Genomic DNA, 15,037 nt, shown 5'->3' with positions numbered 1-15,037 from the left:
TTTTAATCTGAAGTATTGTTTTAACATTAATTTAACATATTTTTCTATCTTTGTTTTCTTAAAATTTGGGGAAATCTTCATCCTTAAATTATATAAACCGGTAATCCTTTAAAATAGATTGATGCAAAACTTCACTCACAGCGCAATCCTTAGCTTCTTAAAAATCTGCAGATGAGCGTTATTGCACGGCAGGGTTTTAAATATTCGTTGATTGGTTATTTCGGCTTTTTACTCGGAACGGTTTCGGCGATTTTTATTTTCCCTTACGATATGGAGTTTTACGGCAAGCTGCGCTACGTGATGCCGACAGCGGAAATGCTTCTGCCCATCGTAGTTTTCGGACTCTCCTTTTCGAACATCAAGTTTTTTCATCAAACCCAAAAAGAAGGGAAAAACCAAAATTTACTGTCGCTTTCCCTCGTCGGAATTTTGATCAACTTTGCGGTTTTCGGTCTTTTATTTTTCCTCTTTTTTCTCCTGTTTCCCCAATTTCAAACCTCGGAACTGTGGAAAATGAAACGCCTTATTCTGCCGCTTATTTTGGTGATGGCGCTTTCAGCGATTTTCAACAAATACATTTCGAATTTTAAAAGAATTGTTGTCCCAAACATTTTCGAAAATCTCTTTCCAAAAATAGCAAACATCGGCGCCTTTTGTCTGTTCTTCTTTTTAGGCGTTACCGAAAAAGGATCCTACGGATTTTTCCTTGGGGTTTTTGTTCTCTCTTTCCTCGGATATGTTTTTTACGCGAATTCTCTGGAAAAAATAAAGCCGGATTTCAGCACGGATTATATTAAAAAAGATCACCTCTGGAAAGATATTCTAAACTACAGTTTCTACGGCTTTCTCGGAAACATTGGAAACTATATTGCTTTTCGCGTCGATAACTTTATGATCGGCGAATTTTTGAATTTTGAGGAGAATGGTGTTTACAGCATTATTTTATCGATACTTTCCTTTATTCTGATCCCGCAAATGGGCCTGCATAATATTTCTGCGCCCATCATCAACAAAACAATTTTGGAAGGCGAGTTTGAAGAACTGGACCGTTTTCACAAAAAAACCTCCCTGACTTTATTTTTTCTCGGAGCGGTGCTGTTTGCGTGTATCTTGGTCGGATTTCCGTACCTCACCAACTTTATTAAAAATGGCGATCAGTTGCGACAGGCAGAGCCGGTCATTTGGATTTTGGGATTTGCCATGCTTTTCGATTTGGCCACAGGATTCAACGGTCACATTATTTCCCTCTCCAAATATTACCGTTTCAATATCGTAATTATGCTCTTTCTGGCCATCACTACTATTGTTTTAAATTATCTTTTCTTGACAAAAACCGATCTCGGCATTATTGGAATTGCCATGGCCACAGCGATTTCTCTCACTTTATTCAACATGATCAAAATTTATTTTAATTATGTAAAATTTAAAGTTTTTCCTTTAACGATTGAGATGATGTACGTTTTTATCATCTGCACCCTGGCCATCACTTTAGCCATTATGCTGCCGGAAACGCAGAGCAATTTTCTAAATTTGGTTTACAAGCCGGCTTTTGTGATGCTTGTTATTTTCGGGACTAATTATTTCATGAAAATTTTTCCGGTCGGTAAGTACCTGAACAGGAATTTCTTTCGAAGTCTTTTTAAGTTTTAGAAACAGTACCGAATTTAAAGTTTTTTCAGGATCACCACCACCTGATCACCCTTCCCTTTTTTGTTGAGATTTTGGGCTTTCCTATTAAAATCACGGATTTCTTCCGTGGAGAAAATTGAATTGGACGTTTCATAACGCAGTCCTCTTTTATACTTTTCGCTGCCTGTAAACTGGAATTTATTGCTGTCGTTATAATAGGATTCAATTTCAAAACCGTTTTCTTTCGCCAAAATTTGAAAAGCTTTTTTTGTTAAAAGGTGAAAATGGCGCGGCGCATCCCATTGAACCCAATTTTCGCCATACGCGTCGTAGGCTGCAGAATCTTTCACCGGAACTCTGATGATGATTTTACCGCTGTTATTTAATCGGGCATAACACTGCTGCAATGTTTCGTGCGGATCTTCCACATGTTCGAAAACGTGATTGAAAGTAATCACATCAAATTTTCCCTCGATTTCCGACAATTTTTTTCTGAAGATTGGAAAAGGCTTTTCCTGGGTTTCCAGCGCAAAGGGTTCAATGCCGGTTACTTCTTTAAATCCCAGACCGAAAATGCTTTTTAAAAATTTTCCTTCGCCACAACCCACGTCCAAAACCTTCGCAGATTTCAGTGGACGTATCTTTAAAAAGGCTTCCAACGCCAAATTTGGAATTTTAACGGAAAGTTTTTGCATCAGAAATTTGGGGAAATGATAATAGAAAATATAATCCCGACCTTTTTGAATGAGTTGCTCGGCTATTTTTTTTTGATCCGATTTTAAACTGTAATAATTTTTCGGATAAAAGGCAGAGATATCATCTGGAATATCTGCAATTTGCAGTGTCCCGCATTTTCCGCATTCGAAATACTGGAACTTTTCCGTGCCCGCAAACATCTTATCGGTCACAAAAAATGTGTTATTAATTTCGTCTGACGCACAGATTCTGCAAACCATCCTTTAAATTTTTTTTGAGGACCAAAATTAATCTATTTTTGTACCCGATATGAAAAAAATTGCCACAATCATCGTGACCTACAATGGCGAAAAATGGATCGGCCGGTGTTTAACGTCGGTTTTAAAGTCTTCGTATCCATCCGACCTTTATGTGGTCGATAACGCTTCCACGGACGCTACGCTTTCGATCCTGAAGAATTATCCGGTCAATCTGGAAGTGCTGGATTTTAATGCAGGTTTTGGATATTCCAACAATTTAATTTTGGAAAAGCTTCGAAACAGCGGTTACGATTATTTTTTTCTGATCAATCAGGACATTTACCTGAAAGAAGATGTTTTAACGAAACTCGTGGATTTTGCGCAAATACATTCGGAGGCCGGAATAGTAGCACCAATTCAATACGACGGGGAAGGACAAGAAATTGATGCTAATTTCAGCCAATATCTCGAACTTTCTGAAGAGAAAGCACAGTTCTACGAAACCACTTTTTGTAATGCCGCGGCGTGGCTTTTAACAAAAGACTGCCTCGCAAAAGTTGGACTTTTTAACTCGTTCTTTCCGCATTACGGCGAAGACCGGAATTATTGTGAACGCGCAAAGTTTCACGGTTTCAAAATTCTTATCGTAAAAGAAACCAAGGTTTTGCACGACCGCGTTCAGAAAATGACTGCAGAAAAAGCCCTGAAACTGGCAAAAATTAAGTTGCTCACCATTTTTTTAGACCCCAACAAATCAAAATCCGAAAGCATGACTTCCGGATTAATTAATGTTTTCGGCATCAGCAAATACCTCTTCAAAAAATACCGTTCAACAACAGCGGTTTTCGCCCTGATGAAAGAATATATGGTGCTCTTCGAAAAAAGAAATTTGCTGGAGCTTGAAAAAAATAAACAGAAGTAATTTTAACGTCCGTTAAAAAACTTTCTTCCCGTTCGAATAGGTTTCCAGAACTTTTGTTTCTAAAATCTGCTCTTCGGGAACCGTCATCAAATCCTGATTCACAATAATAAAATCTGCAGATTTACCCGTTTCGAGACTGCCGATTTCATTTTCCTGAAAAGCTGCTTTTGCCGCCCAAATCGTCATGCCGCGCATCGCCTGTTCACGTGGTAAGGCATTTTCCTTCTGAAAACCATTTGCCGGGAAATTTTTGGCATCTTTTCTGGCAACCGCCGCGAAAAAAGTTTTGACGGGATTAATTTCCTCCACCGGAAAATCGGTTCCTAAAGGAAGCCAGCCATTTTGCTTCAACAGATCTTCATAAGCGTAAGAATATTGTAAACGCTCTTTTCCGAGCCGGTCTTCCGCCCAATACATGTCGGACGTGGCGTGAGTGGGCTGCACGGACGGGATAACCGAATATTTTCCGAACAGATCGAAATCTTTTTTATCGAGGATCTGGGCGTGCTCGATCCGCCATCTTCTGTCGTTTTTTGCGCCCAAAACTTGGCCATAAATCTGCAGAATGGTTCGGTTCGCAGAGTCGCCGATCGCGTGCGTTGCCATTTGTAGATTACTGTTTTTTATTCTTTTGGCCAAATTTTCAAAATGTTTGCGGTCGCTGAGCAGGAATCCTTTCCAGTCTTTTTTGTCGGAATAATCGTGGAGCAAACAGGCACCACGCGAACCCAGTGCGCCGTCGGAATAGACTTTAAAGCCACCAACCGTGATATTTTGATCGGTATATCTGCCTTTTTTAATAAAACGATCGTAGTACGCCGGATTATCTTCATGAGGACGAACATCTTCATTTTCAAGACAGTTTGTGCCTGCGCTTTTTCTAAAAGTTCTAAGGTTCTTTCCGTAATTCCGCAATCGTGAAGCGACGTTAAACCGTAGGAAAAACATTCTTTTTGAAGCTCAGCAAAATAGTTGATGGTCATCGCGTCATCGATTTCGGGGATGTGTTTTTCGACCAAAGTCATGGCATTATCAACCAAAATTCCGGTCAGTTTGCCGTCTTTCACTTCTATTTCGCCACCCAGAATTTTTGTGTCTTTTGTAATCCCGGCGATATCCAAAGCTTTCTGATTCGCCACTGCGGCATGGCCGTCAATTCTTTTTAAATAAACCGGCCGGTTTGGAAAGAGCGCATCGAGTTTTTCTTTGTTTGGAAATTCTTTCACCGCCCAATCGTTTTGGTCCCAACTTCTGCCATACAACCATTCTTTCGGCGCCGTTTTCGCGTATTCGGAAATTCTGGCAACGATCTCCTCCCAGGATTTAGTGCCCCAGAGTTCGCATTTCCATTTGTCGGTAGCGAAACCTGTGAAATGGCAATGCGCATCGATCAAACCCGGAAAAACAGATTTTCCCTGAAGGTTCTGAACATTTTTAGCTTTGTAATTTTTAAGAACATCCGCAGATTTCCCCACCGCCAAAATTTTTCCGTTCGAGACCGCCATCGCTTCCGCCGTATCAAAATTTTGATTGACAGTGTAGATTTTTGCGTTGGTAATGATGAGATCGGCGGATTTTTGTGCGGATGAAAAGCCACCAATTAAAAACGCCAAAATGATAATTAATTTTTTCATAAAATATTTTATTTTCGACTGAACATTTGATTCCATCGTAGTTTTCGGATAAATTTAATCTCCTCTTTTGATATTTTCCGTTCACCGTTTTGTTTTAAAAATGATCTCATCGTCGTGAAAAATTCGTAAAAAGACTTATTTTTCACCGATGATTTTGCAGAGGAAATTATTGCTAAAGGAAAGTTTAAACCAATATTATAAAAATATTCTCCCAGCTTTTCAGCCTTTTGATTTTTATACTGAAAAGCGGTGGGCCGCAAATGTTTCACCCATAAATCCTTGATGGTAAAAGTTTCCCAACCGTTTTTTTTCGCGAGCATGACATCGATATTATCCCAGCCCAAAACGGGCCGCAAACCATTCATCGCCTCAAAACATTCTTTGCGATAAGATTTTATAGGTCCGCGCACATGATTTTTGGAGGAGAGATTTTCGAATTTCCACTGCTGTTTTTCATCTTTGAAATCGAAGGCCAAGGCTTTTTCAAAGATGGATTTCTTCACTTTTACAAGTCCCGAAACCATTCCGGCTTTTGGTTCATTTTCGTAAACGTCGTTGATTTTCAGTAAATAATCCGGCGGAAATATAATGTCGGCATCGAATTTACAGATGATGTCAAATTCCATTAGGTCAACAGATTCCAAACCTTTATTAAATGTCCGCACGACCTTCGCGCCAGGTTCGTGCGCGGATGTTTCCAAATTTTGAAGTTTAAATTTCGAATCGTTTTGGATAAAATTCTCTACAACATTTTGGGTTTCATCGGTAGAACCGTCATTCACAATCACACAGAAAAAATTCTGAAAAATCTGGCTTTGCAAAGATTTCAAAGTAAAAAGAATATTCTTTTCTTCGTTGTGCGTGGGAATAATTATGACAAACTTCATCGTTTACATGAGTTCGTCATCCCATTCTCTGATGGTTACTTTCGCGATGAGACCTTCCAAAACAAAGGGATCGCGCTTTACAAAATCTTCGGCAGCCGGTTTGTCGACAAAAATCGCCATGGCGCCTTCGCCCGGGACAGAAAATGCGCCGGTTCCGAGCACTCGTCCGGACTTAATAAATTCATCTTCAACAACCTGATGTTTCGGAAAAACTTCCATAAATCTTTCCATCGGTGCATCTGCGTGTTCATAAAATACTACTGCTTTCATGATTTTTAGATTTTAAATGTTTTTAAAGATATTTTCTCGCATTTGCCGCTACTCTGGTCAACGGTTCGTAAAATGAAATTTTTGCGCCATCAATGTTTATAATTAATGCGCTTCCAGCCAGTTATCTCCTACTCCAACCTCGACTAAAAGAGGAACCGTGGTTTCATAAGCGGTTTCCATTTCTTTTTTAATGAGGGCGGTCACGGTCTCCAGTTCTTCTTCGGGCGCTTCAAAAACAAGCTCATCATGAACTTGCAGAAGCATTTTCGTTTTCAGATTTTTTTCGGTGAGCTGCTCATCGATTTTAATCATGGCGAGTTTAATTACATCGGCGGCACTCCCCTGAATGGGCGCGTTCACAGCGTTTCTTTCGGCATGAGCCTTCACCACAAAATTGGCGGAATTGATATCCTTTAAATGTCTTTTTCGGTTTAAAATGGTTTCAACATATCCCATTTCCTGCGCTTTGGTCACCTGTTCTGCCATATATTTTTTCAACTTCGGATAGGTTTCGAAATAGTTCGCAATCATCTCCTTGGCTTCGGTCCGCGAAAGTCCGGTCTGCTCGGCTAAACCAAAGGCGCCCTGTCCGTACAAAATTCCAAAATTCACGGTTTTCGCCTGCGAGCGCTGGGTTTTGGTGACTTCTTCCAGCGGAACATCAAATAATTTTGACGCCGTGGAAGCGTGAATATCTTCACCATCCTGAAATGCTTTAATCATGTTTTCTTCCTCCGAAATGGCGGCGATAAGGCGCAGTTCGATCTGAGAATAATCCGCCGCGATCAGTTTGTTGCCGGGATTTGCCACAAAAGCGCCACGAATCTGTTGTCCGCGCAAGGTTCGGATGGGAATGTTCTGCAGGTTCGGATTCACACTTGCCAAACGTCCGGTTGCGGCGGTGGTTTGGGAGAAATTGGTGTGCACACGGTGATCGTCTTTATCGATCTGCAGAGGCAAAGCATCCACGTAGGTGGATTTTAGCTTTTGATAGGTTCGGTATTCTAAAATATGCTTGATGATTTCGTGCTTGGAAGAAAGCTTCTGCAAAATATCTTCGGAAGTCGCGTACTGACCTGATTTTGTTTTCTTGGCTTTCGGATCGAGCTGCATTTTTTCAAATAAAACTTCGCCGAGCTGCTTCGGAGAATTCATATTAAATTCTTCGCCGGACATTTCGAAAATGGTTTTCTCCAGATTGCGCAGATCGTTCTCTAGATCTTTACTTTCCTGCTCCAGCCATTTTTTGTCGAGAGAAATTCCTTCGAGTTCCATCTTGGCCAAAACTTTCATTAAAGGCATTTCAACCGTATAAAAAAGGTCTTCGAGATTTTCTATTTTTAATTGTGGCGCGAAAACTTCGTACAGGCGCCATGTAATATCGGCATCTTCTGCCGCATATTTCGTTTGTTCTTCCACGGACAGCGCCTGAAAAGTCGTTTGATTTTTTCCTTTTTTACCGATGAGCGTTTCGATCGCCACGGGTTTGTAGCCGAGATACATTTCGGACAGATATTCCATCACGTGGCGGCCATCGGGGTTCAGCAGATAATGCGCGATCATGGTGTCGAAAATGGCGCCTTCGACGTCGATGCCGTATTGCTTTAAAATTTTATAGTCGGTTTTCAGGTTGTGCGCGATCTTCACAATCTCTTTTTTCTCGAAAAAGAGACGGAAAACCTCCAGGGTTTCAAGAGCTTCTTCGCGGTTCGCAGAGAAGGGAATATAATACGCGAGGCCTTTTTTATAGCAGAAACTCATGCCCACCAGATCGGCTTCCATTTCGTCCAAAGAGGTAATTTCGGTGTCGAACGCGACGGCTTTCTGCTGCAGAAGGTTGTGCACCAAAACTTGCTGCGCTTTTGGCGAATCGATGTACTGGTAAAGATGATCGCTGTCGGAAACCGTTTCTTTGGTTGTAGTTGTTTGCTCCAGGTCTTCGAAGTTGGCGAATAAATCCAACTGCAGAGACTCGTTCCCGTTGTTCGCCTGAATTTTTATCTCTGATGTAATTTTGGTCACGGTAACGGAAGTCGGAGTGGCGGGAGCAAAAGCACGATAGAGATTTTCGTAAAGGCGGCGGAATTCAATTTCGTCGAAAACTTCTTTTACTTTCGCAAAATCGGGCTCTTCCAGATCGTATTGTTCCTGATGAAATTCGATGGGAGCATCGCAGATAATGGTGGCGAGTTTTTTGGACAGAATTCCACGCTCCGCAGAATTTTCCACTTTTTCTTTCAGTTTTCCTTTCAGATCTGCAGTATTCGCCAAAAGATTTTCGATGCTGCCGTATTCTTTTAAAAACTTCTTTGCGGTTTTCTCGCCAACACCTTCCAGGCCGGGAATGTTATCCACGGCATCGCCCATCATCGCCAGGAAATCAATAACCTGCTTGGGATCTTCGATTTCGTATTTCGCCTTGACTTCTTCAACGCCTAAAATTTCGAATTCGGCACCTTTGAGGCCCGGTTTGTAAATTTTTATTTTGTCGGTTACGAGCTGCGCAAAATCTTTGTCGGGGGTCACCATATACGTAATATAGTTTTCCTTTTCGGCTTTGCAGGCAATGGTCCCGATAACATCGTCGGCTTCATAACCTTCCAGTCCCAAAATCGGCACATGCATGGCTTTTAAAATCCGGTGAATATAGGGGATCGCATTTTTGATGGCTTCAGGCGTTTCGCTTCTGTTGGCTTTGTAGGCCGCGAAATCGTCGGTACGGACGCTGGCCTGGCCAACATCAAAAACAACGGCCAGATGCGAGGGTCTTTCTCTGCGTATGAGTTCAATTAAGGAGTTGGTAAATCCAAAAATTGCAGAAGTATCGATTCCTGTGCTGGTAATACGCGGACTGCGGATAAGCGCGTAATATCCGCGGAAAATCATAGCATAAGCATCGATGAGAAAAAGGCGTTTGTCGGTGTCTGGTGTCATAAAAGCAAAGATAATATTTTTGCACGGATGCAGGAATATTGGTGTGGCGAAGTTTTCGGAAAGTGACGCAGAGATGGAAAGGGCGGGGAGGCGCGAGCGAAGCGAGCGTCGACCGGTTTCCTAAGTAAAGATGCAGCAACTATACTTCTGAAGAAATATTATGATTTTGTTTCTTGATAACGCGCCACGAAATCGTCGCGAAAAGTCCGCCGATCAAGAATCCCATTACAGCACCCATCAAAACGTCCAACGGAAAATGGACACCCAGATAAATTCGGCTGTAGGAAACAATAATAGCCCAGACAAAAAGAAAATAAGGCAAAAACCGATACTTCCTGCCAACAAGCATGCTCATAAACGTACTGATAAAAAAAGTATTGGACGCATGGCTGGAGTAGAATCCGAACTGGCCGCCACATTTTACTTCGCGCATAAGATTATCGAGAGCGGGATCATGACAAGGTCTGAATCGGGCAATTCCGGTTTTGAAAATTCCGGCAAGCTGATCCGAAACGGTAACGCCTAAAGCGATAAATATTAAAATAAAAACCAAACTTTTCAGCTTAAAGTTTTTGTAAAGCAAATAAAGAAAAATGATGTATAAGGGAACCCAGATCCAGGTTTCCGAAATGAGGATCCAAAATTGGTCGAAAGGCTGACTCCCTAAATTATTTAGAAATAAAAAAACCTGCTGGTCCTCCTGAATAATTTCGTGCATGCTAACGGCTTACAGGTCCTTCGTGTTGATCGTTTTCTGCGAGATTAACTTTCGGGATCTCTCTTTCGGCAATGGCTTTCTTCTCCAGATCGCTCATCGGATTAAAATCCTGTGCTGCCTGCTTCACCCGCTCAATTTCTTTTTTAATTTCAGAAACAGGATTGTCGGTTTCCTTTAAAATTTCAGATTTCACATCTTCCATCGCACCACGCATCTTTCGAACACCCTGACCTAAATCCCGCGCGATCTGAGGCAATTTATCGGGTCCGAACAATACCACGATTGCTACGGCAACTAAAAGCATTTCTCCTATACTTAATTCCATGGGGTAAAATTACAAAAGTTTATGATACTGATTTTTATTTATTAAAGTTAATTTCGTCATAAAATTACTTCGTTAGTGCTGTTTCTTTTTATTGAAAACGAAAAACACAATTACAACGCTTACCGCCATCAGTAAAAATCCTAGAAAAAATGGCGCACCCGGAAACTTGAAAGGCGCAGAATCGTGCGTAAAATAATAAAAAGTATTCGTCATTAAAGGCGGTCCCACAATCGCGGTCAAGCTCACCAAACTTGCCAATGCTCCCTGCAGTTCGCCCTGCTCATTTTTCGGAACCTGCGAAGAAATCACCGACTGCAAAGCCGGACCAGCAATTCCGCCCAAGCCGTAGGGAATCAGGAAGGCAAACATCATCCAGCTTTCGGACGCAAAAGCGAACAGAATCATTCCAACAGCATAGAGGATCAGACCGTAGAAAATGCTTTTTTCGTTGCCGAGTCTGGGTTGGATGAAACGGATTAAATACCCCTGAACCAAAGCGGCCATAAAGCCGGAAACGCCGAGGGAAATCCCGACAAGTTTTTCGGACCAGCTGAATTTGTACATCGTAAAGAATGTCCAGTTTGTCTGAACGGCGTGTCCCGCGATGTAAACGAAAATTAAAGCGGCAATTAAGCCCAAAATCTGAGGATATTTTTTCAGCTGCAACAGAGAGCCAACTGGATTTGCGCGCTTCCAGTTGAAACTTCGGCGGTTTTCTTTATCCAAACTTTCGGGCAGAATAAACCAGCCGTAAAGAAAATTAACGAGACATAAACCTGAAGCTGCGTAAAAAGGCACGCGCGCCCCATACTGCCCGAGCAGACCGCCGATTACTGGACCAACAATAAAGCCGACGCCGAAGGCGGCGCCAATCATTCCGAAATTTTTTGCCCGGTCTTCATCGGTAGAAATATCGGCGATGTAAGCGCTTGCGGTGGTAATACTGGCGCCTGTAACGCCGGAAAAAATCCGGCCGACAAAAAGCCAGAAAATTGTGGGCGCGATGGCCTGAATAAAGAAGTTCAGGGAAAATCCGAGGAGCGAGAAAAGGATAATCGGCCGTCGGCCATATTTATCGCTTAAACCGCCTAAAACGGAAGCGAAAATAAACTGCATTCCGGCATACGCAAAACTCAGCCAACCGCCGTACTGCGAAGCAACACTCAAATCCGCAGTACCGATGAGCTCCTGAATGAGTTTCGGAATTACGGGTATCACAATTCCCCACCCCGTAATATCGATGAGCAGCGTGACAAAGATGAATCCTATGGCGGCGGATTTTCGATTTTTTTTCATTGCGGGTGTAAAGATAGTTTTTTTGATATTTTTTTTTAATATTTCCGGTAAAAGTCGGCAAATTAAAGACCGAAGCTTTCTTATTTTAATTTTGTCGATTTGATGTCTAAATAATCTATTACGTACATATTTTCACGCCGTTTTTGCCTTTCTTTCGGTTTTGACGCCAATGGGCTATATGATCAAGATTAAAAAGGGCCAGGTTTGCACAAGGATTTTCGCTTCTTAAAAACATCCTATTTTTTAAAGTATAAACACCAGTTTCCTGGGAAACGCAACCTGCGACCCGACCTGAACGGAGCTCTTTTTTTGGAACGAAGTGGAAGAAAAAAGCGGGAGTGGAGGGCGGAAATGTTCGCCCAAAATAAAAAATATCCGCAAAAAAAATAGTCCCTCTTTCGAAGGACTATCTTGTATTAATGTAAAGAAAATTATTTCTTCGTTCGTTTGTCAATAACTTCTACATCCACTGAAGTTTTACCATGAGGCGTTTCTTCTTTGCCTTTGCCTTTCAGGAAGTCGTAAGCGATGGCCGAAGAGATAAAAATGGAGGAATACGTTCCAAAGGCGATACCCAAAAGTAAGGCGAACATAAAGCCGCGCAGGTTATCGCCACCGAAAATAAAGATGGCCAAAATAACCAAAATCGTGGTAAATGACGTATTAAAGGTTCTACCCAAAGTGCTGGAAATGGAATCATCAAACAATCCGGCCAACGTAACGGATTTTTTCTCTCGCAGATATTCCCGGATTCTGTCGAATACAATTACGGTATCATTGATGGAATATCCCAGCACGGTTAGCACGGCGGCGATGAAATCCTGGTTGATTTCCATACTGAACGGCATGTATTTATGAAGCAGTGAGTAGGCTCCCAAAATAATAATCGCATCGTGTGCAAGACCTGCTACAGCTCCTAAGGAGAACTGCCATCTACTGAATCGCATTAAAATGTAAAGGAAGATGCCCCCTAAAGCTGCAATTACTGCATACATTCCACCGGTTTTAATATCATCGGCCACGGTGGGGCCTACTTTGGTGGAAGAAACGATTCCGGCATGCGATTTATCCGCAGATTTAAAGTCTTTTAAGGAAAGATTGGCGGGTAAATTGGCTTTTAAACCATCGTATAATTTCTGTTCGATGGTTTGATCTGCTTTTAAGGATTCGTCATCAATTAAATAATCGGTTGCGATTTTGAGTTGATTGTTGTTTCCGAAAGTTTTTGCTTCTACCGCGGAGTTTTTACCATCCGCCGTCTGGAAGAGTTTTGCTAAATCCCGCTCCACCGCCGTCGCGTCTACAGGCTTATCGAATTTCACCACGTAATTACGACCGCCCGTGAAATCGATGCCGTACTGAAAGCCATTAATCGCAATGGAAGCAATACTGGCAACGGTTAGAAATCCAGAGATCATGTACGCATATTTTCTTTTTCCAATAAAATCGATCCAAACATTTCTGAAAAGATTTTTGGTTAAAGGAGTCCAGACTGAAAGGCTTTTTCCTTTATTCAATCGTGCGAAGATCATTACTCTTGATAATAATACCGACGTAAAGAACGTCATTAAGATACCGATGATGAGCGTTACCGCAAATCCTTTGATCGGTCCGGTCCCGAAAATATACAATACCAAAGCGGTCAAAATTGTCGTGGCATGACCGTCGATAATCGCGGAAAGTGCGTGTTTGAAACCATCTTTATAAGCTTCAAGAATATTTTTACCGGCGAAGAGTTCTTCCTTGGTTCTTTCGTAAATAATAACGTTCGTATCTACTGCCATTGCCATGGACAGTACGATACCCGCGATTCCGGGAAGCGTTAACGTCGCATCAACAGAATCCATAATTCCGAAAATGTAGAATAAGTTGATAACCATTGCAATTACTGCAAAAACACCAGCCCCGCCGTAATAGAAAATGATATAAGCAATAATTACCAGAAAGGCAATGATGAATGAAAGCATTCCTGCATTAATGGACTCAGCTCCCAATGAAGGTCCTACAACATCTGCCTGAACAATCTTCGCACTAGCGGGAAGTTTACCGGCGCCTAAAACATCCACGAGATCCTGGGCTTCCTGCTGAGAGAAATTTCCGGAGATTTGGGTTCTTCCGTTCGGGATTTCGTTTACTACGTTGGGTGCGGTATAAACCACGTTATCCAAAGTTACTGCTACAGGTTTATTTACATTTTTGGCCGTCAGGGTTTTCCAGTCTTTCGATCCTTTGGAATCCATTTGCATATCCACAACTACTCTGCCCATTTCGTCATAGTTTACTCTTGCAGATTCTACAGCGCCGTCAACGGGAGCTTTTTGGTTGATATTTCCTCTGATGGCGTAAAGTACCAAATTATTTTCGTCGTTCGCCTCAGGTTTGTAACCCCAAACAAATTGGGAATATTTAATGTTGGTCGGACGAAGTTTTTTGGCAAGGTCAGATTTTAAAATCTTGTTTACCACTGCTGTGTCGGAAAGTTTAATGTTTCCTACACCGTTGGACCGTAATGTATTCAGCTGCATTAAACCTACCAGGTTTGTATTTTTTGGAACGCCTAAAGAATCGCTTTTTGTAGCAATTAAAGCATTCAACTGCTCGAAGTATGGTAAAATTTCCTGTGGCTGCTGAACTTCCCAGAACTGAAGTTTGGCTGAAGTCTGAAGCATTTTTTTCACGCGGTCGATATCCTGCATTCCCGGCATTTCTACGGAAATTCTCCCCGTTCCGGGAACTTTCTGCACGTTGGGTTGGGTAACACCCATTTTATCGATACGCGTGCGAATTACCTCGAAAGCTGCGCCTTCGGAAGCGTCGATCTTTCTGCGGATGACGTTTTTTACTTCCTCGTCCGTAGAGTTGTATTTAATTTCGCTGTGGTTGGTGTTTCCGAAAATTTCCGGATCTGCCAGCTTCAGGTTTGTTCCCTTCTCCTTATTTACTGCATCAAACTCCGTAAAGAAATTCTCGATATAACTTTTTGTAGAGTTTTTTTGATCTTTATCGGTTCTGTCCAGTGTTTCCAAAAGAATTGGATTGGTAGAAAAATTAGTAAGGTCGTTAACTAAATCTCTGTGGTTGATTTCCAAAAGAACGTTTACTCCGCCTTTTAAATCCAGACCCAGCTTCATTTCTCTCTCTTTCGCTCTGGAATAATACAATTTCGTAAAACCGAGATTTAAGGTATCTTTAGAAAGACGCGCTAACTCTTTATTGTATTTTACGGGGTCGTTTGCCGCAAGCGTAGTGGCTTGTTTTTCAATCTTACCGGCATACCAGGTTGGTAATAATTCGTTAAGACAAATAAGTCCCAGAATAACCGCAACAAGCGTAATAAGTCCTTTTCCTTGCATTGTTAATAGTTTACAACATTAAAATTATAGTCGGCAAATATAATGATTTTCAGTAGAATTAAGAATTTTTAACAAAATAATTTAAATTCAAATTTAATCGTATAAAATGATCTTTTTCTCAGCGTTTAATCTTA

General features: G+C 41.6%; 11 protein-coding genes and 1 pseudogene. 2 read left to right on the top strand and 10 right to left on the bottom strand.

What is annotated here, in order from left to right:
• Window positions 1-171 precede the first annotated feature (171 nt).
• Window positions 172-1,650, top strand: a complete 1,479-nt coding sequence (locus tag L0B70_RS09805; protein ID WP_235141620.1) for a lipopolysaccharide biosynthesis protein — start codon at window positions 172-174, stop codon at window positions 1,648-1,650.
• A gap of 14 nt (window positions 1,651-1,664) precedes the next feature.
• Here the strand turns inward: L0B70_RS09805 and L0B70_RS09800 are convergent, their stop codons facing one another.
• A complete protein-coding gene (locus tag L0B70_RS09800) occupies window positions 1,665-2,585 on the bottom strand; it encodes a class I SAM-dependent methyltransferase (RefSeq protein ID WP_235141619.1) in 921 nt (306 codons plus the stop codon).
• Window positions 2,586-2,634: 49 nt separating this feature from the next.
• Between L0B70_RS09800 and L0B70_RS09795 the strand changes: the two genes are divergently transcribed.
• Complete coding sequence (locus L0B70_RS09795; RefSeq protein ID WP_235141618.1) at window positions 2,635-3,486, top strand: glycosyltransferase family 2 protein; 852 nt, start codon at window positions 2,635-2,637, stop codon at window positions 3,484-3,486.
• Between the two features lie 12 nt (window positions 3,487-3,498).
• Here L0B70_RS09795 and L0B70_RS13405 read toward each other — a convergent pair whose 3' ends face one another.
• The 9 genes and pseudogenes from L0B70_RS13405 to secD form a co-directional block, all read right to left on the bottom strand.
• Window positions 3,499-4,434 carry an amidohydrolase gene (locus L0B70_RS13405; RefSeq protein WP_260089090.1) on the bottom strand — a complete coding sequence of 312 codons (936 nt, stop codon included), beginning with the start codon at window positions 4,432-4,434 and terminating at the stop codon, window positions 3,499-3,501.
• A pseudogene (locus tag L0B70_RS13400) lies at window positions 4,407-4,991 on the bottom strand (amidohydrolase); the annotation flags it as partial. The pseudogene L0B70_RS13400 and the gene L0B70_RS13405, both read right to left, overlap by 28 nt.
• A 137-nt stretch (window positions 4,992-5,128) precedes the next feature.
• Window positions 5,129-6,007 carry a glycosyltransferase family 2 protein gene (locus L0B70_RS09785; protein WP_235141617.1) on the bottom strand — a complete coding sequence of 293 codons (879 nt, stop codon included), beginning with the start codon at window positions 6,005-6,007 and terminating at the stop codon, window positions 5,129-5,131.
• A gap of 3 nt (window positions 6,008-6,010) precedes the next feature.
• Window positions 6,011-6,277: a YciI family protein gene (locus L0B70_RS09780; RefSeq protein ID WP_235141616.1), complete on the bottom strand. Its 267-nt coding sequence runs from the start codon at window positions 6,275-6,277 to the stop codon at window positions 6,011-6,013.
• Between the two features lie 102 nt (window positions 6,278-6,379).
• A complete protein-coding gene (gene polA / locus L0B70_RS09775) occupies window positions 6,380-9,211 on the bottom strand; it encodes a DNA polymerase I (RefSeq protein ID WP_235141615.1) in 2,832 nt (943 codons plus the stop codon).
• A gap of 139 nt (window positions 9,212-9,350) precedes the next feature.
• A complete protein-coding gene (locus L0B70_RS09770) occupies window positions 9,351-9,929 on the bottom strand; it encodes a phosphatase PAP2 family protein (RefSeq protein WP_235141614.1) in 579 nt (192 codons plus the stop codon).
• Window position 9,930: 1 nt separating this feature from the next.
• The gene (locus L0B70_RS09765; RefSeq protein ID WP_235141613.1) at window positions 9,931-10,254 is read right to left on the bottom strand and encodes a twin-arginine translocase TatA/TatE family subunit; all 324 of its coding nucleotides are present in this window, start codon (window positions 10,252-10,254) and stop codon (window positions 9,931-9,933) included.
• A 72-nt stretch (window positions 10,255-10,326) separates the two neighbouring features.
• Entirely contained in the window at window positions 10,327-11,550 is a 1,224-nt protein-coding gene (locus L0B70_RS09760; protein WP_235141612.1) for a TCR/Tet family MFS transporter, read from the bottom strand.
• A 431-nt stretch (window positions 11,551-11,981) separates the two neighbouring features.
• The gene (gene secD / locus L0B70_RS09755) at window positions 11,982-14,903 is read right to left on the bottom strand and encodes a protein translocase subunit SecD (protein ID WP_235141611.1); all 2,922 of its coding nucleotides are present in this window, start codon (window positions 14,901-14,903) and stop codon (window positions 11,982-11,984) included.
• Window positions 14,904-15,037 lie beyond the last annotated feature (134 nt).

Source organism: Kaistella sp. 97-N-M2 (genome assembly GCF_021513235.1).
Classification (GTDB): domain Bacteria; phylum Bacteroidota; class Bacteroidia; order Flavobacteriales; family Weeksellaceae; genus Kaistella.
This window is presented reverse-complemented; position numbering and strand designations above follow the sequence as displayed.

Coding starts and splice junctions, on each gene's coding strand:
- L0B70_RS09795 (WP_235141618.1), top strand. CDS start 2,635: ATGAAAAAAATTGCCACAATCATCGTGACCTACAATGGCGAAAAATGG.
- L0B70_RS09785 (WP_235141617.1), bottom strand. CDS start 6,007: ATGAAGTTTGTCATAATTATTCCCACGCACAACGAAGAAAAGAATATT.
- polA (WP_235141615.1), bottom strand. CDS start 9,211: ATGACACCAGACACCGACAAACGCCTTTTTCTCATCGATGCTTATGCT.
- L0B70_RS09765 (WP_235141613.1), bottom strand. CDS start 10,254: ATGGAATTAAGTATAGGAGAAATGCTTTTAGTTGCCGTAGCAATCGTG.
- L0B70_RS09780 (WP_235141616.1), bottom strand. CDS start 6,277: ATGAAAGCAGTAGTATTTTATGAACACGCAGATGCACCGATGGAAAGA.
- L0B70_RS09770 (WP_235141614.1), bottom strand. CDS start 9,929: ATGCACGAAATTATTCAGGAGGACCAGCAGGTTTTTTTATTTCTAAAT.
- L0B70_RS09805 (WP_235141620.1), top strand. CDS start 172: ATGAGCGTTATTGCACGGCAGGGTTTTAAATATTCGTTGATTGGTTAT.
- secD (WP_235141611.1), bottom strand. CDS start 14,903: ATGCAAGGAAAAGGACTTATTACGCTTGTTGCGGTTATTCTGGGACTT.
- L0B70_RS13405 (WP_260089090.1), bottom strand. CDS start 4,434: ATGTTTTTCCTACGGTTTAACGTCGCTTCACGATTGCGGAATTACGGA.
- L0B70_RS09760 (WP_235141612.1), bottom strand. CDS start 11,550: ATGAAAAAAAATCGAAAATCCGCCGCCATAGGATTCATCTTTGTCACG.
- L0B70_RS09800 (WP_235141619.1), bottom strand. CDS start 2,585: ATGGTTTGCAGAATCTGTGCGTCAGACGAAATTAATAACACATTTTTT.